This is a genomic window from Acerihabitans sp. TG2 (assembly GCF_035013185.1).
In the GTDB taxonomy this organism is placed as follows: Bacteria; Pseudomonadota; Gammaproteobacteria; order Enterobacterales; family Enterobacteriaceae; genus Acerihabitans.
The window spans coordinates 107,511-129,604 of record NZ_JAYGJO010000002.1 but is presented as its reverse complement, the minus strand read 5'-3'; the positions used below and the strand labels follow the sequence as shown (position 1 = coordinate 129,604).

At 53.2% G+C, this 22,094-nt stretch carries 21 protein-coding genes; 16 read left to right on the top strand and 5 right to left on the bottom strand.

Annotated features, from left to right (window positions below; all coding sequences use genetic code 11):
* Positions 1–13 precede the first annotated feature (13 nt).
* Entirely contained in the window at positions 14–1,378 is a 1,365-nt protein-coding gene (locus tag SJI19_RS02445) for an L-serine ammonia-lyase (RefSeq protein ID WP_323476679.1), read from the top strand.
* A 30-nt stretch (positions 1,379–1,408) separates the two neighbouring features.
* Here SJI19_RS02445 and SJI19_RS02440 read toward each other — a convergent pair whose 3' ends face one another.
* Positions 1,409–1,819, bottom strand: coding sequence for a helix-turn-helix transcriptional regulator (locus SJI19_RS02440; protein ID WP_323476678.1), 411 nt, complete (start codon positions 1,817–1,819; stop codon positions 1,409–1,411).
* Between the two features lie 227 nt (positions 1,820–2,046).
* Positions 2,047–2,634 (bottom strand): GTP cyclohydrolase II, encoded by a 588-nt coding sequence (gene ribA, locus SJI19_RS02435; protein WP_323476677.1) that lies wholly within the window; start codon positions 2,632–2,634, stop codon positions 2,047–2,049.
* A 287-nt stretch (positions 2,635–2,921) separates the two neighbouring features.
* On the opposite strand from ribA, the gene pgpB reads away from it, so the two are divergent.
* The 9 genes from pgpB (at position 2,922) to SJI19_RS02390 (ending at position 13,128) form a co-directional block, all read left to right on the top strand.
* Positions 2,922–3,668 (top strand): phosphatidylglycerophosphatase B, encoded by a 747-nt coding sequence (gene pgpB, locus SJI19_RS02430; protein WP_323476676.1) that lies wholly within the window; start codon positions 2,922–2,924, stop codon positions 3,666–3,668.
* Positions 3,669–3,963: 295 nt separating this feature from the next.
* Positions 3,964–4,905, top strand: a complete 942-nt coding sequence (locus SJI19_RS02425) for a D-ribose ABC transporter substrate-binding protein (RefSeq protein WP_323476675.1) — start codon at positions 3,964–3,966, stop codon at positions 4,903–4,905.
* Positions 4,906–5,087: 182 nt separating this feature from the next.
* On the top strand, positions 5,088–5,705 hold the full coding sequence (locus tag SJI19_RS02420) for a DUF2291 family protein (protein ID WP_323476674.1): 618 nt from the start codon (positions 5,088–5,090) through the stop codon (positions 5,703–5,705).
* On the top strand, positions 5,702–7,222 hold the full coding sequence (locus tag SJI19_RS02415) for a sugar ABC transporter ATP-binding protein (RefSeq protein ID WP_323476673.1): 1,521 nt from the start codon (positions 5,702–5,704) through the stop codon (positions 7,220–7,222). The genes SJI19_RS02420 and SJI19_RS02415 overlap by 4 nt, the downstream gene beginning before the upstream one ends.
* A 1-nt stretch (position 7,223) precedes the next feature.
* On the top strand, positions 7,224–8,324 hold the full coding sequence (locus SJI19_RS02410; RefSeq protein WP_323476672.1) for an ABC transporter permease: 1,101 nt from the start codon (positions 7,224–7,226) through the stop codon (positions 8,322–8,324).
* Between the two features lie 99 nt (positions 8,325–8,423).
* Positions 8,424–9,260 (top strand): transketolase, encoded by an 837-nt coding sequence (locus SJI19_RS02405; RefSeq protein WP_323476671.1) that lies wholly within the window; start codon positions 8,424–8,426, stop codon positions 9,258–9,260.
* Positions 9,247–10,191 (top strand): transketolase family protein, encoded by a 945-nt coding sequence (locus SJI19_RS02400; protein ID WP_323476670.1) that lies wholly within the window; start codon positions 9,247–9,249, stop codon positions 10,189–10,191. Before SJI19_RS02405 ends, SJI19_RS02400 begins: the two co-directional genes overlap by 14 nt.
* Before the next feature lie 2 nt (positions 10,192–10,193).
* Positions 10,194–11,681, top strand: a complete 1,488-nt coding sequence (locus tag SJI19_RS02395) for an FGGY-family carbohydrate kinase (RefSeq protein ID WP_323476669.1) — start codon at positions 10,194–10,196, stop codon at positions 11,679–11,681.
* Between the two features lie 19 nt (positions 11,682–11,700).
* Positions 11,701–13,128, top strand: a complete 1,428-nt coding sequence (locus SJI19_RS02390; protein ID WP_323476668.1) for an L-fucose/L-arabinose isomerase family protein — start codon at positions 11,701–11,703, stop codon at positions 13,126–13,128.
* 257 nt (positions 13,129–13,385) lie between these two features.
* On the opposite strand, the gene SJI19_RS02385 is transcribed toward SJI19_RS02390, so the two are convergent.
* A complete protein-coding gene (locus SJI19_RS02385; RefSeq protein WP_323476667.1) occupies positions 13,386–14,330 on the bottom strand; it encodes a sugar-binding transcriptional regulator in 945 nt (314 codons plus the stop codon).
* A 260-nt stretch (positions 14,331–14,590) separates the two neighbouring features.
* Between SJI19_RS02385 and SJI19_RS02380 the strand changes: the two genes are divergently transcribed.
* The 4 genes from SJI19_RS02380 to yciH all read left to right on the top strand — a co-directional run bounded on the left by SJI19_RS02380 (position 14,591) and on the right by yciH (position 17,227).
* The gene (locus SJI19_RS02380; RefSeq protein ID WP_323476666.1) at positions 14,591–14,887 is read left to right on the top strand and encodes a LapA family protein; all 297 of its coding nucleotides are present in this window, start codon (positions 14,591–14,593) and stop codon (positions 14,885–14,887) included.
* A gap of 6 nt (positions 14,888–14,893) precedes the next feature.
* Positions 14,894–16,063 carry a lipopolysaccharide assembly protein LapB gene (gene lapB, locus SJI19_RS02375; RefSeq protein WP_323476665.1) on the top strand — a complete coding sequence of 390 codons (1,170 nt, stop codon included), beginning with the start codon at positions 14,894–14,896 and terminating at the stop codon, positions 16,061–16,063.
* Positions 16,064–16,164: 101 nt separating this feature from the next.
* Positions 16,165–16,911, top strand: coding sequence for an orotidine-5'-phosphate decarboxylase (gene pyrF / locus SJI19_RS02370; protein ID WP_323476664.1), 747 nt, complete (start codon positions 16,165–16,167; stop codon positions 16,909–16,911).
* Positions 16,901–17,227: a stress response translation initiation inhibitor YciH gene (gene yciH / locus SJI19_RS02365; protein WP_323476823.1), complete on the top strand. Its 327-nt coding sequence runs from the start codon at positions 16,901–16,903 to the stop codon at positions 17,225–17,227. The genes pyrF and yciH overlap by 11 nt, the downstream gene beginning before the upstream one ends.
* A 28-nt stretch (positions 17,228–17,255) precedes the next feature.
* Here the strand turns inward: yciH and osmB are convergent, their stop codons facing one another.
* Positions 17,256–17,465 (bottom strand): osmotically-inducible lipoprotein OsmB, encoded by a 210-nt coding sequence (osmB, locus tag SJI19_RS02360; protein ID WP_416347486.1) that lies wholly within the window; start codon positions 17,463–17,465, stop codon positions 17,256–17,258.
* Positions 17,466–17,702: 237 nt separating this feature from the next.
* On the opposite strand from osmB, the gene araD reads away from it, so the two are divergent.
* Both araD and kdgT read left to right on the top strand, forming a co-directional pair.
* Positions 17,703–18,398 (top strand): L-ribulose-5-phosphate 4-epimerase, encoded by a 696-nt coding sequence (gene araD / locus SJI19_RS02355; protein WP_323476663.1) that lies wholly within the window; start codon positions 17,703–17,705, stop codon positions 18,396–18,398.
* Between the two features lie 453 nt (positions 18,399–18,851).
* Complete coding sequence (gene kdgT / locus SJI19_RS02350) at positions 18,852–19,844, top strand: 2-keto-3-deoxygluconate transporter (RefSeq protein ID WP_323476662.1); 993 nt, start codon at positions 18,852–18,854, stop codon at positions 19,842–19,844.
* Positions 19,845–20,065: 221 nt separating this feature from the next.
* On the opposite strand, the gene SJI19_RS02345 is transcribed toward kdgT, so the two are convergent.
* Positions 20,066–21,997: an exoribonuclease II gene (locus SJI19_RS02345; RefSeq protein WP_323476661.1), complete on the bottom strand. Its 1,932-nt coding sequence runs from the start codon at positions 21,995–21,997 to the stop codon at positions 20,066–20,068.
* Positions 21,998–22,094: the final 97 nt, after the last annotated feature.

Here is a 22,094-nt window from a genome sequence, read left to right as displayed (position 1 = left end):
ATAGGGATAGGTTATGGTTAGCATTTTCGATATTTTTAAAATAGGCATCGGTCCTTCCAGCTCACATACAGTAGGGCCGATGAAGGCCGGTAACATGTTTATCGATGAAGTGAGCGCCAATGGATTGTCTGCTTCAATGAGCCGCATTGGGGTGGATGTGTATGGTTCATTATCATTAACCGGCCGGGGGCATCATACCGATATCGCGATCATCATGGGCCTGGCCGGTAAAGCGCCGGATACGGTTGACGTCGATACTATTCCGCAGTTTATTAACCTGGTACGTGAGCAGGGCCGATTACCGTTGAGCGATGGCCACGAGGTCAGTTTTGATGTGGCCTCGGCAATCAACTTTCGTAATGAAAATCTGCCATTGCATGAGAACGGCATGATCTTTAACGCCTATGCGTTAGATAAACTTATTTTCAGTAAAACCTACTACTCCATCGGTGGCGGGTTTGTGGTGGATCGGGAGCATTTCGGTCAAAAAGATCCCGTAGAGCAGGTGGTGCCATTCCCCTTCTTCTCGGCGCAGAATTTGCTGCGTCATTGCCGCGACAACTGCTTATCCCTGTCGGCGGTAGTGATGAAAAATGAGCTGGCCTTGCACAGTAGGGAAGAGATTGAACACTATTTCGGCAAGGTGTGGAGCACGATGCAAAGTGCTATACATCGTGGCATGAATACCGAAGGCGTATTGCCGGGACCCATAAGGGTGCCGCGTCGGGCGTCCAGTTTGCACCGGTTATTATTTACCAATGATCGTTTTTCCACCGATCCGATGAATGCCATGGATTGGGTAAATATGTTTGCCATGGCGGTGGCCGAGGAGAACGCCGCAGGGGGCCGGGTGGTTACTGCACCGACCAATGGTGCCTGTGGCATTATTCCGGCGGTGTTGGCATATTATGACCATTTTATCCAGCCGGTGACGCCAGAGGCGTATTTGCGTTTTTTCCTGGCATCGGGTGTGGTGGGGGTCTTGTATAAAATGAATGCGTCAATTTCCGGTGCCGAAGTCGGATGCCAAGGTGAAGTAGGTGTTGCGTGTTCCATGGCTGCCGCAGGATTGGCGGAATTGATGGGGGGGAGCCCAGAGCAGGTGTGCATCGCGGCGGAAATCGGCATGGAGCACAATCTGGGGTTGACCTGCGATCCGGTGGCCGGGCAGGTACAGGTGCCCTGTATTGAGCGCAATGCCATCGTCGCGATGAAAGCCATCAACGCCGCCCGCATGTCGGTTCGACGCACTAGCGAACCACGGGTTTCGTTGGATAAAGTGATTGAGACTATGTACGAAACCGGCAAGGATATGAACGCGAAATATCGAGAAACCTCGCGCGGCGGTTTGGCGATAAAGGTGGTGTTATGCGAATAAGCCAACTGCCGGTGGCGTTGGGCAACAGGTCTACCAGATAACGTTATTTTCAGCCGCCGAGATGTACCAATCCACTGCCGTAGGATCGACCTTCTTGTCCAGCAGTGGTTTTTCGGTCTCGTCGGCGGTAATAACGGCTCTTTTACGAATACGCAGCGGCGTATTTTGCCGTTCTCCGCTGATCTGGGCATTAAAAGCACGGACCTCGGTATCAAACAGTACCCCTTCGAGCTGGTGTAAACGATTTAACCCACGCAGAATACAAATCAAGGTGCTTAAGGTAACGGAACCCCCCATTTCGGCACGCTTAATGGTGGCGATACCCAAACCCGATCGTTCCGCCAGATCGATTTGCGACAGTCGCTGCTCGATACGCGCGTCTTTTATCCGGCAACACAGATCGGCGATAATCTCACTGTCGCTCATGGTATTGAACTTCATGGTTTACATGTCCGCATGTCAAAAATTTATTATACCTCAACACCCTGGTGGACATTCAGTGACCGATCGCACAATGCCCACCCCCTAGTCCAATTGAAATACCGTACTTGAGCGCGCAACCGCGCAACGCGACGCTTATCTCATCGCTTGCCCGGCACTGGGTTGATAGGCTGGAGGCGCCATGGTGGGAGATTGGCAACAAGAGATGATCTCACCACGCCTTGGCGCTAACCCAGCAGATGCCCCATCTTGGTCGCTTTGGTATTCAGGTAACGTTCATTTTGCGGATTACGCCCAACGATCAGTGGCACCCGCTCGGTAATATTGATCCCGGCCTCGGTTAAAATTTCCACTTTTTGTGGGTTGTTGGTCAACAGACGCACCGACTCTACCCCCAGCAGCTTGAACATATCCGCGCACAACGTAAAATCTCGCTCATCAGCAGCAAAACCTAATTGATGATTGGCTTCAACGGTATCGGCACCTTTATCTTGCAGGGCATAGGCCCGAATTTTATTAAGTAGACCGATGTTACGTCCTTCCTGCCGGTGATAGAGCAATATTCCCCGGCCTTCTTCTGCGATGTGGGCGAGTGCCGCTTCCAACTGGAAACCACAATCGCAGCGCAGGCTAAATAGCGCATCACCGGTCAGACATTCGGAATGAACCCGTGCCAGCACCGGCAGGTTGCCGGTAATATCGCCCAGTACCAACGCCAGATGATCGTGTCCCGTGGCTAACTCCTCAAAACCGACCATTAAAAAGTCGCCCCAGGGTGTTGGCAGTTTGGCTTCTGCCACACGTTTAAGCTGCATTTTTCTCTCCAAAACCAAAATAACGACGCACCACCCGTTGGGGGATTATACCGGCCGGCCAGCCCGTTACGGATTCCCCCGCCAACGAATGTGCAAACATCCATTAACGCTAACCGACTATATTGCCATAAGTTTACCGAAAATTTACCAACGATAATTCTATTCAATGGCAAAATAGTCATTTGATTGTCACAATTACTTACCTACGCAGTGCGATTGGTAGGTTTTTTCCAAACCACTGACGCTAATCGGTCAACGGTAATGGAAATTTAATGGAATGGCTATATATGTTTGAAATTGCAAAACGCACCGGTTTTGGTGCGATGGTACTTATCATAATACCATTTTTGGTTTGGGTCAGTGGCTGGCTGTGGCATCCGCAAAATGAAGCCGCCTGGTGGCGCTTGATGTTCTGGATTACGCAAACCGCTACCGCGCCTTGGAGTATGATCACCAGCACCCTGTTAATGGTCTGGTTGCTCTGGTGCCTGCGCTTTCGTTTCAAACCGGCTCTGGGTCTGGTTTGCATTGTGGCCGCGGCGTTGCTGATCGGCCAAAGCCTGAAATCCTTTATCAAACAGCAGGTCCAGGAACCGCGACCTTACGTATTATGGCTTGAGCATACTCATAATATTGACGATCGGGTATTCTACTCCTTGCCGCGTAATGAGCGGTCACTGTTGGTCAAGTCGGAGTTGCAGGACCAGCAGAATATCCCACCATGGTTGGGTCACCACTGGCAGCATGAAACCGGGTTTGCTTTTCCGTCGGGCCATACGGTTTTCGCCGCGAGTTGGGCCTTGCTGGCGCTTGGGTTGTTATGGTCACGTCGCCACGTTGTTTCGTTGACGCTGATTGTGGCGTGGGCAGCGGCAGTGATGTGCAGCCGTTTGGTGCTCGGTATGCACTGGCCGCGCGATTTGATCGTCGGTACCGCACTGAGTTGGCTTATCATCACACTGGCCTGCTGGCTGGTGCAGCGTTGGATAACAATGCCGACCCCCGATCCCAATCCTCAGCACGACAGGACATAATCTCCTCGCTCCGCGCCTAGAAGGCGCGGTACCCCCGAGGGTTAAACGGCCTTGCCGCTTTTTTGCAACATAAAGTATAACGGGGATACCACCCTGCAATCACGGGCTGATAGTGATCGTGTGTTTGATTCGCCGATGCTGGATGTTTGTGATCACTTTGTTGCTTTTTGTGACCGCTCTCGCTATTCCCAATAATCGCCGTGGACATTAAGCAAGCGACTTGCGACACTCAAGTTGAATATAAAATCAAAAGTGAATATATATTCATGTGATGTATTCATACTGGAGAATAATAATGAACACCTTCCTACAAAAACCCTGTCTTGCCGCCGTTTTGCTGTCACTGTCAATGGCGTCGTTTGCCGCAGACCAAGGGTTGATAGCCATTATCACCCCCTCCCATGACAATCCCTTCTTTAAAGCTGAGGCCGATTCGGCGTCGGCAAAAGCGGCCTCCCTCGGCTACACGACGCTGGTGGCTTCCCATGATGATGATGTCAGTAAACAAAATCAGCTGATTGAAACCGCAATTGCCCGTAAGGCCAAGGCCATCATCTTGGATAACGCCGGTTCGGACGCCACCATCGGGCCGCTAAAAAAAGCTAAGGCCGCCGGCATACCGGCATTCCTGATCGACCGTGAAATTAACGCCACCGGTGTGGCCGTGGCGCAGATCGTGTCAAATAATTATCAGGGGGCACAGCTTGGCGCCGAAAAATTCGTCAAATTGATGAAGGGTAAAGGCAAGTACGTAGAGCTACTGGGTAAGGAGTCAGATACCAATGCCCATGTCCGTTCGCAGGGGTATCACGATGTGATTGATGAATATACCGGACTGAAAATGGTGGCGCAGCAAACCGCCAACTGGAGCCAGACTGAAGCGTTTAGTCGTATGGAATCCATTTTGCAGGCTCACCCGGATATCACCGGTGTGATTTCCGGCAATGACACCATGGCGCTGGGTGCGGAAGCGGCGCTAAAGGCTGCCGGGCGCAAAGACGTGATCCTGGTGGGTTTTGATGGTAGCGATTATGTGCGTGACTCGATTCTTGCCAACGGCAATATCAAGGCCACAGTGCTGCAACCGGCCGCAGCACAGGCAGAAATGGCGGTTGAGCAGGCGGATACCTACTTGAAAACCGGCAAGGCCCTAAAGGAAGAAAAACAGCTAATGGACTGCGTACTGATAGATGAAACCAATGCCAAGAACCTGAAAACCTTTGGCCTGAGTAAATAATCCAGGCGGCGACGCAGCGACAAATCTGTCTGGAGCAGATTTGAACAGCCCTGGCGGCTGGCCTGAAGGGTGAACCTCAGGGATGAGGTTCATTAATCCCCAGGAGCTTACGGAGTGACTGGGGTGAGTGAGGCAAGCCAACACACCTGCAGCGCGAAAGATGAAGGGTAATAGGAGAAAGTATGCAGCTCAAGGCATTACGAAACGCAGGACTCGGCAGCTTGGCGCTATTGTTGCTGTGCGCCTGTACGGTGGTGGATTTAGATAGCAGTGGCAACCCGATTATTCCAACTGATCCCTCAGCCGAGCCGAACTTTACAAACCAGACGCCGGCGCAAATCGCACAAGGTTTATGGGCAAGTAAAATTCTGCCGGCGGCCCATACCCAGGCGCTTGACTGGACGGCGTTAAAACAGGCCCAGTCAGGGCTAAAAGAGGCACAAACCCAAAGCGTTTACGCCAGGATCAGCGGCAAGATAACCGGCCTGGATACTGAGGGTCTGCAACGCAAGCTAACGGTAACGGTTAATGGTGAGTCGGTGGTCATGCAATTGGGGCCGATCATTAAAGGCAATGCGGTGCGCGATGCCGCGGGGTTCATCCATTTTGATGATTATAAGAACCAGGTGCAGTTCGCCCAGGTTGCCAAGGCGCTAAATAAAGAAGCCTTAAGCAGCCTGCCGGCGTTGGATGCTAGCTGGGTGGGCCAGTCTGTCGATGTGCTGGCTGCCTTTACGCTGAGCCCGAATAGCGTAGATGATGGCGTCCCGATGGAGATTAAACGGGGGGCAACACAATGACTGACACTGCCGATGTGATTCTACGCGCAGAGGGGATCACCATGCGTTATCCAGGTACCTTGGCGCTGGATGACGTGAATTACCATGTCTACCGCGGCAAGGTCAACGTGATTATCGGTGAAAATGGTGCCGGTAAATCCACATTGGTGAACGTATTGGCCGGGGTGCAGCCGCCGACTTCTGGCACCCTGTCGCTTAACGGCAAGGCGGTACGCTTTACCAACACCCGTGAAGCAGCGGTGATGGGTATCGGTATGGTGCATCAGGAACTGAACCTGTCGGAAAATCTCAATGTGGCTGAGAATATTTTTCTCGGCCGTGAGCACCAGTCTGGATTATGGCCAATTGATCAGGCCAGCCAGGAGCGTATTGCTGCGGAGCTGATGGCGCGGCTCGATCAGCCCATTTCACCTCGTGAACTGGTTTCCAACCTGAAAGTGGGCCAGCAGCAGATGGTGGAAATTGCCAAAGCCCTGGCGGAGCAGGCAGATATTCTTATTTTGGATGAACCTACCTCGGCGTTAAGTAAAACGGAAGTGGACGTGTTGTTTCGGGTCATTCGTGAACTGACCCGCCAGGGGGTGTCGATTATCTATATTTCCCATCGTCTGGAAGAGTTGATGGCTATCGGCGACTACATTACGATTTTGCGTGACGGTCGCTTTCAGGCCGAAGCCCGTGTTGATGAAATCGATGTGCCATGGATAGTGCGTGAGATGCTTGGCGGTGACCCTGTCACAACTTTCCTTAAACCAGGACGTACTTTTGGTCTGCCGGTGCTGCAGGCCGATCACATTACCTGTGTTAACGACGTGGGTCATCCGGTGGTGAACGATGTCAGCTTCAGTGTGCGCGTCGGCGAGATTGTCGGTATTTATGGCCTGATGGGTGCGGGTCGTACTGAGCTGTTTGAATGCTTGCTGGGTACCGAGACACATTATCTTGGCAAAATCTGGCTGGGGGATTTACCCATCGCTACGGGCATGTCCACCGCAAATAGGATCAGGTTAGGGATGAGCTTGGTGCCAGAAGACCGTAAAAAGTCCGGGATATTTCCCGCCTCTTCGGTGGCGATAAATTTGACCATCGCCAGTCTTTGGCGGCGGCTGCAACATGGTTTTAGCATTATGCGTCGCCAGGAAGAGCAAGTGGTGGCGTCTACCATCGGCAATCTGTCGATCAAAGTCTCGTCGCCGGACGTAGAAATCCAGGCGCTGAGTGGGGGCAACCAGCAAAAGGTGGTCATCGGCCGTTCGCTGCTGACCAACCCTAAGCTGTTACTGCTTGATGAACCGACGCGCGGTATTGATGTGGGCGCCAAGGCCGACGTGTTCAAAATGATGGTGGCGTTATCCGAGCAGGGCATTGGCGTACTGTTCTCCACCTCGGATTTAAAAGAAATCATGGCGGTCTCCGACCGTATCCTGGTGATGTCGAATGGTCGGTTGACGGCGAATGTGGAACGTCAATCGGCGCAGGAATCGGCATTAGTTTCGGCGAGTGCAAAAGGGTTTTGATATGAAAGCAACCAACATCGTGACAATGGTGCCCCTGACCGGCAGCCGCGGTTTTCGCTCCCGCGAAAATATGCTGCTGATGCTGTTAAAGCTGCGCACCTTTATTGCGTTATTTTTGATCCTCGGGTTTTTCACCACCACGGTACCCGGTTTCCTGGACACCGGTAGCATCATCATTATGGTGAAGCATATTTCCATCAACGCATTTCTTGCGCTGGGTATCACTTTTGTCATCATTACCGCCGGTATTGATCTGTCCATTGGCGCCACTCTTGGTCTGTGCGGCATGTTTGCCGGTTGGCTTATCACTCACGGTATCGTGCTGCCAATGTTTGGTATCGCGATTTTCCCAAGCGTCTGGGTGATTGTTCCTTTGGTTTTGGTGCTGGGTGCGCTGATTGGTGCCCTCAACGGCTGGATCATTACTCGCTACAATGTTGCCCCCTTTATTTGCACTCTTGGCACGATGTATATCGTGCGCGGCGCGGCGATGTTGCTGTCGAACGGCGAAACCTTTCCCGGTTTGGATGGCAATCCGCGTCTGGGCAATACCGGGTTTGACGCCATTGGTGCCGGATCGCTACTGGGCGTCCCTTACAGCATTTGGCTGATGTTTATCTTGGCGTTGATTATCGCCTATGTGGCCAAACGTCTGCCGTTTGGCCGCCATGTCTATGCCATCGGTGATAACGAACGTGCCGCCGAACTGTCCGGGATCAAAGTCAGGCAGGTGAAAGTGTGGGTTTACACCATTTCAGGCTTGTGTGCGGCGGTGGCAGGGATTGTGGTCTCATCACAGCTGGTGGCCAGTCATCCCGCTACCGGTACTGCTTTTGAAATGAACGCTATCGCGGCGGTGGTGTTGGGCGGAACCTCCCTGGCCGGTGGACGCGGCACCATTATTGGCACGCTGATCGGCGCGTTTGTCATCGGTATTCTGGCGGACGGCTTGGTGATGATGGGGGTCAGTGAATTCTGGCAAATGGTCATCAAAGGTATGGTGATTATTGTGGCGGTCATTATCGATCAGATGCAAAACCGTATGCAGCATAAAGCGGCCATCGTTTCACAAAAAATCATCAAAGAGGAAACCACGGAATAAACCGCCAAAAATCAAACAGGCAGCGGTAGGCCTTTTTTTTGGCCACCATTGAATAAATATTCTTTACTGAGTAAAAATTCTAAATTAAGAGGTGATGTCATGAATCCATATGCATTGTCCGTGGATGAACTGGTTAACAAAGCGCGGCAGATTCGCCGTCAAATCGTGCGGTTAAATGCCGGCAGCCCGGCGGGAGGTCACACCGGTGCCGATCTCTCCGAGGTGGAAATCTTAACGGCATTATATTTTCGTGTATTGAACTGTGCGCCCGATCGCCTCGATCAGCCGCAGCGGGATATTTATATCCAATCTAAAGGGCATGGCGTCGGTGGTTATTATTGTACCTTGGCTGAAGCGGGTTATTTCCCCCGCGATTGGTTACCCACCTACCAGCATCCCAATTCTCATTTACCGGGCCACCCGGTGCGGCATAAAACACCGGGCATCGAACTGAATACCGGGGCGCTCGGTCACGGTTTGCCGGTGGCGGTAGGCATTGCCCTGGCTGCTAAACGTGACCATAACCCACGTAAAGTCTTCGCCTTGACCGGCGATGGTGAGTTGGCCGAGGGCAGCAACTGGGAAGCCGCGCTGGTGGCCGCCCATTATGGGCTGGATAACCTGATTATCATCAATGATAAAAACAGGCTACAACTGGCAGGTTTTACCCGCGAGATCATGAATACCGATCCGCTGGCGGATAAATGGCGGGCGTTTGGACTGAATGTTACCGAGTGTGCCGGCAATGATATGCAGTCAGTGGTGGATACGCTGGAGCATCTGCCGGCCAATGGCAAGCCTAATGTGGTGATTGCCAATACCGAGAAAGGTGCGGGAATTTCATTTACCCAAGGGCGGGCTGAATGGCACCACCGCGTATTTAAAGGGGATGAAATCACCCAAGCCTTGGAGGAATTAAAAGATGAGTCACTCTGAACACTTAGCCAGCGTCATGGTTGAACAATTAATTAAGGCTGTGGACAACGGAATTGATGTGGTACCGGTGCTGGCCGATTCGACGTCAACGGCCAAAATTGGACCGTTTATTGCCCGTTTCCCCGATCGGATTGTTAACGTCGGTATTGCTGAGCAGGCCATGGTGGGCACTGCCGTTGGTCTGTCTATCGGCGGCAAGGTGGCGGTTACCTGCAATGCAGCACCGTTTTTGATCTCCCGGGCCAATGAACAGGTAAAAATCGATGTCTGTTATAACAACTGCAACGTAAAACTGTTTGGGTTAAACGCCGGCGCCAGTTATGGGCCGTTGGCCAGCACGCATCACAGTATTGATGATATTGCCGTGTTGCGCGGATTTGGCAATATTCAGATATTTGCTCCGTCCTCGCCAGAGGAGTGCCGGCAGATTATCGATTATGCGCTGTCCTATGTCGGTCCGGTTTATATCCGCTTGGACGGTAAGGCCTTGCCGGCGCTGCATGATGCCGACTACCGTTTTGTCCCAGGGCAAATTGATGTACTGCGTCACGGTGGCGACGTGGCGCTGGTCGCCATGGGGTCGACGGTGCACGAGGCGGTGGATGCTGCGCAACAGTTAGACGAGCAAGGGATTTCTGCAGCGGTCATCAATCTATCCTCTATTCGCCCATGCGATACTCACCAATTGCTGGCACTGTTGCGGGAGAGTAAACAGGTGATCACCCTCGAAGAGCATAATATCAATGGCGGTATCGGCAGCCTGGTGGCGGAGGTGCTGGCCGAGGCAGGTTGTGCTATTGCGTTGGTGCGTTTGGGCATTGGCGACGGCGAGTACGCCATTGCAGCGGATCGTGCGTCGATGCGCGCCCACCATGGTTTTGACGCCGCAGGTGTGGTGCGTACTGCGCTGCGCGTTTGCCGGGGAGTCTGATCATGTCCATTCCGATTATATTGGCCATTGACGAGGGGACGACCAATGCCAAAGCCATCGCCGTGGGCCGCGATGGTCGGATGTTAGCCAAGGCGTCTGTCCCCCTGTTACTTGACCATCCCCGTCCTGGCTGGGCGGAGCAGGACCCAATAGCCATTTGGCAGGCCGTGGTCCAGGCCATAGGGGACTGTCTTGCTCGTCTGCCTGACGTTCAGGTGCAGGGCGTCGCCATTAGCAATCAGCGCGAATCAGTGATGATTTGGGAGCGATCGAGTGGACGGCCGTTAACGCCGGTGGTCAGTTGGCAGTGCCGGCGTTCGCAGGATTTCTGCCAAGAACTGGCACAAAGCGATCGGGCGGCGCTGATATACCAGACCACCGGCCTACCGGTTGATCCGCTGTTTCCTGCGGCTAAAGTCCGTGGCATGCTGGCGGCATTGCCGCTGGGCGTCGAGCGCGCCGCACGCGGGGAACTTTGTGCTGGCACGCTGGACAGCTGGTTGAACTGGCAATTTACCGCGGGACAGTCCTTTAGTACCGATTATTCCAATGCTTCTCGTACCCAGCTGTTTAATATTCACCAAGGCTGTTGGGATGAGGCGCTGTTGGCCATTTTCGCGGTACCGGCCGCCAGTTTGGCGCACGTTAAACCTTCAGCCGCTATCCACGGCTATACCCAATCCGGTCAAGTGCCAGGATTGGCGGGCGGTATTCCCATTGCCGCGCTGATTGGCGATTCCCATGCCGCGCTTTACGGGCAGGGCGGCAATCAGGCGGGTGATGTCAAAGCCACCTATGGCACTGGCTCATCGTTGATGCTGGCGATGAACCATCTTCCCGATCATGGGCAGGGCTTGGGTTCAACCGTAGCCTGGCATGATGGTCAAATTCGCTACGCTCTGGAAGGCAATATTACCCACACTGGCGCAGCACTTTCCTGGGTAGCTCGCTTGCTGGGTGTTTCCTCGCTGACCCATTTGTCCGACATGGCGCTTAGCGTGTCTGGTAACCAGGGCGTGTTTTTTGTTCCGGCCCTGTCCGGCCTGGGCGCCCCTTATTGGGATAGCCAGGCGCGCGGCCTGATTTGCGGGCTGACCGATGCCGCCACCCCGGACGTCCTGGCGCGGGTAGGATTGGAGTCGATTGCCTATCAGGTGGCCGATGTGTTTTTTGCCATGGAACGCGCGGCGGGCCATCGTCTGCCCGCACTCAGAGTGGATGGTGGCGCCACGCAAAACCATTGGTTGATGCAGTTTCAGGCCGATTTACTTCAGCGACCGCTGATTCGTAATCTCAATGCCGAAGTGTCGGCGTTAGGGGCAGCCTATCTGGCGGGTAAAACCCTGGGCTGGTGGCCGGATAATGCGCACATCGCGGCGTTGCCGCGTGAAGTGGAATATATCGAACCCTGCGCTGAGACCGCACAGATGCATGATAATTATAAACTCTGGCAAATGGCCGTTGCACGCGCCCGTTATCAGCCGGAATAATCCTATTGGGAGTAACCTAATGTCGAGAAAAATAGTAGAGCAGCTTACCCTGGCGGTGATCGTTGGCAATCGTGGATTTTTCCCCAGTTATCTGGTGGCAGAAGCACGCCGCGATGCGTTACAGGTGTTTGAACGTCTGGGTATTAATACCGTGATGCTGAACGAAGATCAAACCAAGCTGGGTGGGGTAGAAACCTGGCAGGATGCCAAAGTCTGTGCGGATCTGTTGCGCCAACATCGCGATGAGATCCACGGCATTGTCATATTGCTGCCCAACTTCGGCGATGAAAAAGCCGTGGCGGACGCTATTCGGCTGTCAGGATTAACCGTGCCGGTGCTGATTCAGGCGGAGCAGGACAGTTTAGATAAAATGGGTTTGGCCACCCGGCGCGACAGTTTTTGCGGCAAAATTTCATTATGTAATAATCTGCGCCAATGCGGTATTCCCTTTACGTTGACTCAACGCCATGTCTGTACCCTGACCGGATCTGACTTCGCGCAGGATTTGGGCCAGTTTACCCAACTTTGCCGGTTGGTTTACGCCATGAAAGGGGTCAGGATTGGTGCCATCGGAGCCCGCCCCGCAGCGTTTAATACCGTGCGTTATAGCGAAAAACTCTTGGAACGTTTAGGTGTTTCGGTGGAAACCCTGGATCTGTCGGAAATTTTTACCCGCGTGGGTTATCTGCAAGATCATGATCTGCGGGTTGGGGAGAAATTGGCGTTGCTCAAGGACAATGCTGATACTGCGGCTATTCCCGCCGACAAGCTGCATACCATGGCCAAGCTGTTTGTGGTGATAAGCGAATGGGTGGCCGCTAATGATATCGACACTACCGCCATTCAGTGCTGGACCTCGCTACAGGAAAACCTGGGTATCAACGTCTGTTCCATCATGAGCGTCATGTCCGGGCAACTGATGCCGAGCGCGTGTGAGGTGGATGTGATGGGCGCACTGTCGATGTATGCACTGGCCAGTTGTTCGTTGTCGCCGGCTTCCATCGCCGATTGGAATAATAATTTTGGTGAAGAGCAGGACAAATGCGTATTGTTTCACTGCGGTAATTTTCCCAGCGTCAGTCTGGAAGCGCCGACAATGGGTACGGCAGATATCATCGGTACCACTGTGGGCTGCGAAAACACCTGCGGCGCAGTGCATGGGCGCATGAAAGCGGGTCCGTTGACCTATTTCCGCCTGTCATCCGATGACTTTACCGGTAAGATCAAAGCGTATGTTGGCGAAGGTTCGGTCGTGGACGACCCGTTGGATACAGTGGGATGCCGCGCGGTAGTACAGATCCCAGCAATGGAACCGCTGCTGCGTCATATTTGCGAAAATGGGTTTGAACATCATGTGGCGATGAACCACTCGGCCACTGCGGCGGTGTTGTACGAGGCTTTTACCAAATACCTCAACATCGAGTGTTATTGGCACGCTAAACCTTAAGGGGTACGAGGCACGATCATGTGAGAGGCAAGCAAGGTCGGTCGACTCAAGTGTGCGTCGGCCGTTCTCGTCGGATTCTCGTCAGATTGTCCCGGCACCTGAACCTGTTGGCATGACTGGCGTTTTACACAGAAGAGCAACCGGCCGGCGAGCTAGCAGCAACAACGCTGGGGGCAATGAGTCACCTCTGCCGTAAACCCTCGCCCAACATACGGGCGGGGATATAAGCACACGTACACAGACCTTGTGATAGGACATCACGCCAGACGTTCGGCCACCAGGCGATCGGTGATCAGAACATCGATATAGCGTCCTTCCAGGGCACCTTTAATAGCCGCAACTTTTTCCGAACCACCGGCTAGCGCCACCACCCGGGTGCATTCTCGTACCTGTGGCAGTGGCATGCCGATCACGGGATCTTCATCATCAGCCAGCACGGCATCTCCCTGCGCATTGAAATAATGTAGGCAAATATCGCCCACCGCACCACGGCTGGCCAACAACCGCAGCATGTCTTCCTGGTAATAGTTACCTGAATTCATCAGCAACTGCGAGGGCTCCAGCGCACCAATACCCACTAATGCCACATCAACCTCAACAAATTTCGCCACCACCTCTGCCACGTCGCTACTATTGAGCAGGCGGCGGCGATCTTCCACCGAGCGTTCTATACTTTGTGCCGGCAGCAGATAAGCATGGCAACTGAGTTGATCCGCTAATAGCTGGGTCAACAATGTCGCTTGTACATTGCCATTTGGCCCCACACCACCAAGCAGTTGGATCACGCCGCGGGCTTTAACGGTCTGGGGATGCAGGTTGTCTACCATCTCGCGCAAGGTACTGCTCCAAGACGAAATACCGACCAGATCGTCAGCACGGATACTGGTTTGCATATAATGCGCAGCCGCTGAACCAATGGCCTGTTTGATGTGCTGGGCATTGGCGTCGTCAGGGACGTCCACCACAATGGCCTGGTCAATGTTGTAGCGTTGCTGGATAGCCGATTCCAGTGCCATAAACATGTTCGGCGGTTGAACCACGCTGATTTTTACCACACCATCTTTGATACAGCGGGTGATGGCCCGGGAAACAAACGATTGCGACAAATGCAACGCGGCGGCAATGTCCGACTGCTTACGGTTTTCCGTGTAATAGAGGGTGGCAATTTTAACCAATAATCGCTGTTCATCCTGTTTGGACATGCGGCGTTTCCTGTCCTGATTAAGCTTGAACCACATTTTTATTCATTACTGAATAAATAACAAGAGAGGCTGGGTGGTGGATCGGTTTTATGCTGTGTTTTGCGGGCGGTTTGCGAGTGCCTTCGGACAGCCCAACAGCAGATAATGCGGTTATGTTGTCTACAATATTTCCTTCACAAGGCTGAAAATGCTAATTTATACACACTGGGTGCCGTAAGATCGGCCAGAGCCCTCCGAATAACGTCGTTGCAGGAATAAATGTGAAATATGTTCTGATATTTTTGTCTGTGCTGGTGATTTTTATCATTTCGGTCACCTTTGGAGCGCATAACGATCAGGTTGTCACCTTTAATTACATACTGGCTCAAGGGGAATACCGCGTATCGACGTTGCTGACGGTACTGTTTGCCATGGGTTTTTTTCTCGGCTGGGCAATCTGTGGCCTGTTTTACCTGCGTGTGCGTATCACGCTGATGCGCGCCAAACGTAAGCTCAAGCGAGTAGAGCAGCAGTCAGTGCCGACAGTTCCGGTTGGCCATGACGTCAGCAAGGAATAACCGGTTATGTTAGAACTGCTGTTTCTGTTGTTGCCCGTCGCCGCCGCATATGGCTGGTATATGGGGCGCAGGAGTGCGCAGCAGGATAAGCAGCAAAATGCCAACCGCCTGTCGCGCGAGTATGTTGCTGGGGTGAACTTCCTGCTGAGTAACCAACAGGACAAGGCAGTGGATCTGTTCCTCGATATGTTAAAGGAGGACAGTAACACCGTTGAAGCCCATTTAACCTTGGGAAACCTGTTTCGCTCCCGTGGCGAGGTCGATCGTGCCATTCGTATTCACCAGGCCCTGATGGAGAGTACCTCCCTAAGCTTTGAGCAGCGTCTGTTGGCCATCCAGCAACTGGGCCGGGATTATATGGCGGCTGGCTTTTATGATCGCGCCGAGGAGATGTTCAACCAATTGGTGAATGAGGATGAGTTTCGCGCCGGCGCGTTACAGCAGTTATTGCAGATCGACCAAGCCACCAGTGAATGGGCCAAAGCCATTGAGACCGCTGAGAAGCTGGTAAAAATGGGCAAGGAACAGCGCCGGGTCGACATCGCGCATTTTTACTGCGAGCTGGCCTTGCAGGCGATGGGCAGTGATGATCTGGATAAGGCCATGGTGTTGTTGAAAAAAGGTGGGGCGGCGGATAAAAATTGTTCGCGAGTGTCCATCATGATGGCGCGAATTTTCATGGCGCGGGAAGATTATGCCGCGGCGGTTGCCCTGTTGCAGCGGGTATTGGATCAGGATAAGGAAATGGTCAGTGAAACGCTGCCCATGCTGCAAACCTGCTATCAGCATCTGGACCAGCCGGAGGCCTGGGCGGCATTTTTAACGCGCTGTGTTGAATTAAATACCGGGGCGGTAGCTGAACTATTGTTGAGCGAGGTTATCGAGCATAATGACGGCAGCGAAGTGGCCCAGGTGTTTATCAACCAGCAGTTGCGGCAGCATCCCACCATGCGCATGTTTCACCGGTTAATGGATTTTCATCTAAATGAAGCTGAGGATGGCCGGGCTAAGGAAAGTTTGCAGGTGCTGCGCGATATGGTGGGCGAGCAAATTCGCACCAAACCCCGCTATCGTTGCAACAAATGTGGTTTTACCGCGCATAGCCTGTATTGGCATTGTCCTTCCTGTAAATCCTGGGCATCCATTAAACCCATACGGGGTCTTGACGAGCAATAGAACGGCACTGGACTAGGAAAAAGACGCGGCTACAGGTAATATATCCTCATAAATCAAGGCCGTTACCAGCGCATGGCCTTCCATTACGTTAAGGTTTTATCATGACTCGCGATCCTATGTCGACCACGGCGTCGACGCCATTATCTCCCGTTATCGTCGCATTGGATTATGCTGACCAGCGTCAGGCATTGGCGTTCGCCGATCGGATTTCGCCGGCGGACTGCCGCCTGAAAATCGGCAAAGAGATGTTCACCCGTTTTGGCCCCGATCTGGTGCGTAGGTTACAGGAAAAAGGCTTTGATATTTTCCTCGATCTTAAATTCCATGACATTCCCAATACCGTGGCCAAAGCGATCGGCGCAGCGGCGGAATTAGGCGTTTGGATGGTCAACGTTCACGCCGCAGGCGGCGAACGTATGATGCGTGCGGCAAAGTCGGCATTGGTTCCCTTTGGCGACCATGCTCCTCGGCTGATTGCCGTGACGGTGCTCACCAGTATGGCGGACGAGGATTTGCTTGGTCTGGGTATTCCTTACACTGCGGCACAATACGCCGGGCGGCTGGCGGAGCTGGCGGCGCGTTGTGGTCTGGACGGCGTAGTGTGTTCCGCCCACGAAGCGGTGGCGTTTAAATCGCGTTTTGGCGCTGGGTTTCAACTGGTCACCCCAGGCATTCGTCCCGAGGGCAGCGCGGCGGGCGATCAGCGGCGCGTGATGACGCCGGCGCAGGCGCAGCAGGCGGGTGTGGACTATATGGTGATCGGCCGTCCAATTACCCAAGCTGCCGATCCTGACGCCGCGCTGCGCGCGATTTTACTTTCATTAGCCGCGGAGTTGGATCATGAATGACAATAGCCGGTTGGTTTATTCCACTGACGGTGGACGTCTTGAACACCAAGCCCCGGCGGCAACGCGTCCGGTGGGTGATGGCATTGTCCGTATCCAGCGGCAGACCAGCGGCAGGAAAGGTAAGGGGGTATGCCTGATTAGCGGCCTGGATATGCCCGACGAGGCGCTTAATCACCTGGCCGCTGAATTAAAGAAAAAATGCGGCTGCGGCGGCTCGATAAAAGCAGGAATTATTGAGATTCAGGGTGATAAACGGGAACTGCTAAAACAGCTACTGGAGGCTCGGGGCCTCAAGGTCAAGCTGGCGGGAGGCTGACGGGCAACCCGGCTCAGCTTCTCCCACCTTAATGAACCTGATGACCAATAATACCACCGACCGCCGCGCCACCAACGGTACCCAATCCACTGCCATTGGTCAGCACCGCACCACCTACTGCACCGGCACCAGCGCCAATGGCGGTGTTACGATCACGTTTAGACCAGTTGGAGCAGGCGCTAAGGGATAAAGTGAGGGTAATCACTAACGCCGCGACGGCCCTATGTTTGTTGTTCATCGTCAATTTCTCCATGGGTAGCGTTATTATCAGTAATGATTATAGTACCTACCTGATGTTTTAGCTTACGCTGACATGAATAAACCGTACTGGAGTCTATGGGTTGTTGAATCGGCGCCATACAGATGGCTAAACCGGCTTCATAGCAGAAGCCTGCCTGATCTTTAGCTGTTTACGCCATACCGGATGCCGTCGCGGGCCGGGACAATGAGTGCTAAGCTTTTAGAGGACACATTAATGCTGAACGAATTAAAACAACAGGTGCTGGCCGCCAATTTGGCGTTGCCACAACATCACCTGGTGACGTTTACCTGGGGCAATGTCAGTGCGGTAGACCGTGCCCAGGGTCTAATGGTGATTAAACCTTCGGGCGTCAGCTATGACCAGATGACAGTAGACGACATGGTGGTGGTGGAACTTGAAAGCGGCCGTGTCGTGGAAGGCACGAAAAAACCTTCTTCAGACACGGATACGCATCGGGTGCTGTACCTGGAATTTGCCGGCATTGGCGGCATTGTGCATACCCACTCGCGCCATGCCACTATCTGGGCGCAGGCAGGGCAGGACATTCCGGCCTGGGGTACCACCCACGCTGACTATTTTTATGGCGCTATCCCTTGTACCCGTCTGATGACCGACGCTGAGATTCACGGGCGTTATGAATGGGAAACCGGCAAGGTTATTGTAGAAACGTTTGCCACCCGCAAGATCGAACCGGTCGCTATCCCTGCCGTATTAGTCAATTCCCATGGTCCTTTTGCCTGGGGACCTGATGCCGAAACTGCAGTACATAATGCCGTTGTGTTGGAGGAAGTGGCCTACATGGGCATATTTTCTCGTCAGTTGACACCGCAACTGGGTGCCATGCAACCAGAACTGCTGGATAAACATTACCTGCGCAAACACGGTAAAAACGCCTATTACGGTCAATAACCCCGCTTTGGTTTGGTGGGTGCTATGCCTGTCCCCGGTGTGGACAGGGTAGCGCTTCACCCCTTATTTATCAGCCTCACCGCTTCCCTATGCAAGACCACTCTGGCCATCAGTGACGGTTCATTTACTGCTGATGCCTGTGCGTTATCCTATTGCCTGATGGTTCACCATATGAAATATATTGTGTAGTTAACGCGCTATCTCGCTGTTATCTGCTGGAGAATAGTGTGTTTGAATCGTGATTCAGTCTTCATTTTAAAACCACTTACGCAAATATATAAAACTATCTTTCTTTAAAATAGGAACATTGTTTCAATATATGCTTTAGATCACTGTATTGCAGAATGTAACCGGTTATTTTAGCAATGAAGTGACCCTGTCGACGAATAGGGCATGACCAAGGAACGGTACCCTACGAATCATGGAATTTATTCGAACTTAGGTGGAATCACGATGCAAATCAAACGTGCAATTGACAAAATCCCGGGTGGCATGATGTTGGTGCCGTTGTTTATCGGCGCGTTATGTCATACTTTCTCGCCTGATGCGGGCAAATATTTTGGTTCATTTACCAACGGCCTGATCTCCGGCACTGTGCCGATCTTGGCTGTATGGTTTTTCTGTATGGGGGCGTCAATTAAGTTAAGTGCCACGGGTACCGTATTACGCAAGTCCGGTACATTGGTGGTGACAAAGATCGCTGTGGCCTGGGTAGTGGCGGCCGTGGCCTCTAGGATATTGCCGGTAAACGGTGTTGAAATGGGGTTCTTTGCCGGCCTGTCCACATTAGCGCTGGTTGCGTCAATGGACATGACTAATGGCGGCTTGTATGCATCAATCATGCAGCAATATGGGACCAAGGAGGAATCCGGAGCGTTTGTGCTCATGTCGCTGGAATCCGGTCCGTTGATGACCATGGTTATTTTGGGCACCGCTGGTATTGCGTCGTTTGAGCCGCATGTGTTTGTGGGGGCGGTACTCCCGTTCCTGATCGGTTTTGCCCTGGGAAACCTGGATCCCGAGCTTCGTGATTTCTTCAGCAAAGCGGTGCAAACGCTGATCCCGTTCTTCGCTTTCGCGTTGGGTAACACCATTAACCTGAATGTGATTGCCCAGACCGGCCTGTTGGGAATCCTGTTGGGTGTAGGGGTGATTATTGTTACCGGCATTCCATTGATTTTGGCTGATAAATTTATTGGTGGTGGGGATGGTACTGCCGGGATTGCCGCGTCAAGCTCTGCCGGTGCGGCAGTGGCCACCCCGGTATTAATTGCTGAAATGGTGCCGGCGTTCAAACCGATGGCCCCGGCAGCAACGGCACTGGTGGCGACGTCGGTGATTGTGACGTCAATTCTGGTACCGATTATTACCGCGCTGTATTCTAAGAAAGTGCGCAAAAATCATGTACGGGTTATGGATGAAGTCCCGCTGGCTGGCGGTAAGTAAACCGACGCTGTAAACGAGACAACACTCACCCTCTGGCGATCATTTCCAGAGGGTTTTCACATTTTAGGCAACGAGTTAGCCGTTCCGACGATCCCGATAAAACGTAACCGCTATTGCATGTTTTTCGTGATATCGGTGGTTTAAAAAAAAGCCCTCATGCCAAGCAAGGCATGAGGGCTTTTTTCGCGCCAGCCACAGCCGTCGCGAGCATCTTATTCACCTCAGGCCGGTCGGGCGATCACCGAGCGGGTTTCCTGCCGGACTTCGGCCACGGTGACCTCCATGGTGTCTCCCTGGCGATAACGTTCTTCACCTTTTACCAATACCGTACCGGTGTCCTGACTGCAGACAAGTTCATCACGCACGTTATGGATAAATGGCGCCGGGATAAATGCTACCGCACCGTTTTCCATTAAACGCACCCGCATACCACCACGGGAAACGTCGATGATTTCCGCGGCATAACGTTTATCACCGCCGGCCTGGTCCTTAAGGAAACGGGCGTACAGCCAGTCCCCCACATCACGCTCAGCCATGCGGTTCAGCCGACGACGCTCCGACATCCGCACGGTGATCTCCTCGGAGGGGCGACTGGCGGTGCCCTGGCCTAACAGCGCCTTAAGCAGGCGATGATTGATCATGTCGCCATACTTGCGGATCGGTGAGGTCCAGGTCGCGTATGCTTCCAGACCCAAACCGAAGTGGGGGCCTGGTTCGGTGCTGATTTCCGCAAAGGTCTGGAAACGGCGAATTCGGCTATCGAGGTAGGAGGTTGGCATAGCGTCCAACTGACGACGCAAACGGCAAAAACCCCCAAGAGTCAGTAACGTAGCCGCATCGGCCTGCACGTCGTTAGCCGCCAGCACGGCCACCGCCTGTTCCACCAAAACTTCATCAAAGCCGTTATGAACATTGTACAGCCCATAACCAAGGCCGGTGCGCAGTACCTGTCCGGCACAGATGTTGGCCGCGATCATCGCTTCTTCCACCATGCGATTGGCGATACGTCTGGGTTCGATCTGAATCGACAGCACATCACCCCGATCGTCGAGCACAAACCGATAATCCGGGCGGTCCTTAAACACCAGTGCATTGGCCTTACGCCAAGCCGTGCGGGATAAGCATACGCGTTGTAATAAACGAATTTGGTCGGCGACAGCGTCGTTGGCCGGCTGCCAGGTACCCTGGTCCTCCAACCAATCGGAAACCTCGTCGTATACCAGCTTGGCTTTTGATTCCACCCAAGCCGCAAAGAAATGCGGTGTGCCCAAGCTGCCATCAGCGCTAATGGTGACGCGACAGGCCAATGCCGGTCGGCGTTCGTTAGCGCGTAATGAGCAGATGTTATCCGACAAATCCCGGGGGAGCATGGGGATATTAAACCCAGGCAGGTAGTTGGTAAACGCGCGTTCACGGGCGATATTGTCCAGCGGACTGTCAGCCTGTACGTACGCGGTGGGGTCGGCAATGGCAACGGTTAATATCAGTTGGTCGTTCTCACCGGTTTGAACATACAGGGCGTCATCCATGTCCTCGGTGCTGGCGCTGTCGAGGGTGACAAAGTCCAGCGCGGTCAAATCTTCGCGCACCAGATTGTCATCATGCAGTTTCAGGGCTTCCGGCATCTGCGGCGCTTCACGCTCCAGATTATGTCTGGCCAAGGTGACCCACCAAGGCGCGAAATGGTTATCGCCGGTAGTGACCAAATGGGTGATTTCAGCGTAAAACTGGCGATCGCCTTTTAGCGGATGGCGGCGCATTTCCGCCACAGCCCAATCGCCGGTTTGGAAAGCATGCTCAAGGCCGCGTAACGGCCGGCAAGGGATAACCTCCCTGATCAACGGGTGGTTCGGCACAATGGATAGACGATCGTCTTTTAACTGAACACGGCCGACAAAGCGCGATAAAAATGGCTCAAGCAGCTCTTCCGGCTCAGCTATCTCCTTGTCTTTTTCGGCACGCACCCTGGCGGTGATCCGATCGCCGTGCATCACTTTTTTCATAAAGGGCGGCGGAATGAAATAGCTTTTTTGAGCATCGACTTCAAGGAAGCCAAACCCTTTATCAGTACCTTTGACCACGCCTTCGACACGCGGCGTCTGAGAGTGAAGCTGCTGTTTAAGCTGCGCTAGCAGCGGGTTATCTTGAAACATAATGTCCAGAAATATGAGTGTAAAAGACTTCAATAACGGCTGATAGTTTTACGCGAATCGACCGGCGGCGGCAAGCATAACGACCTGATCTCGGCAG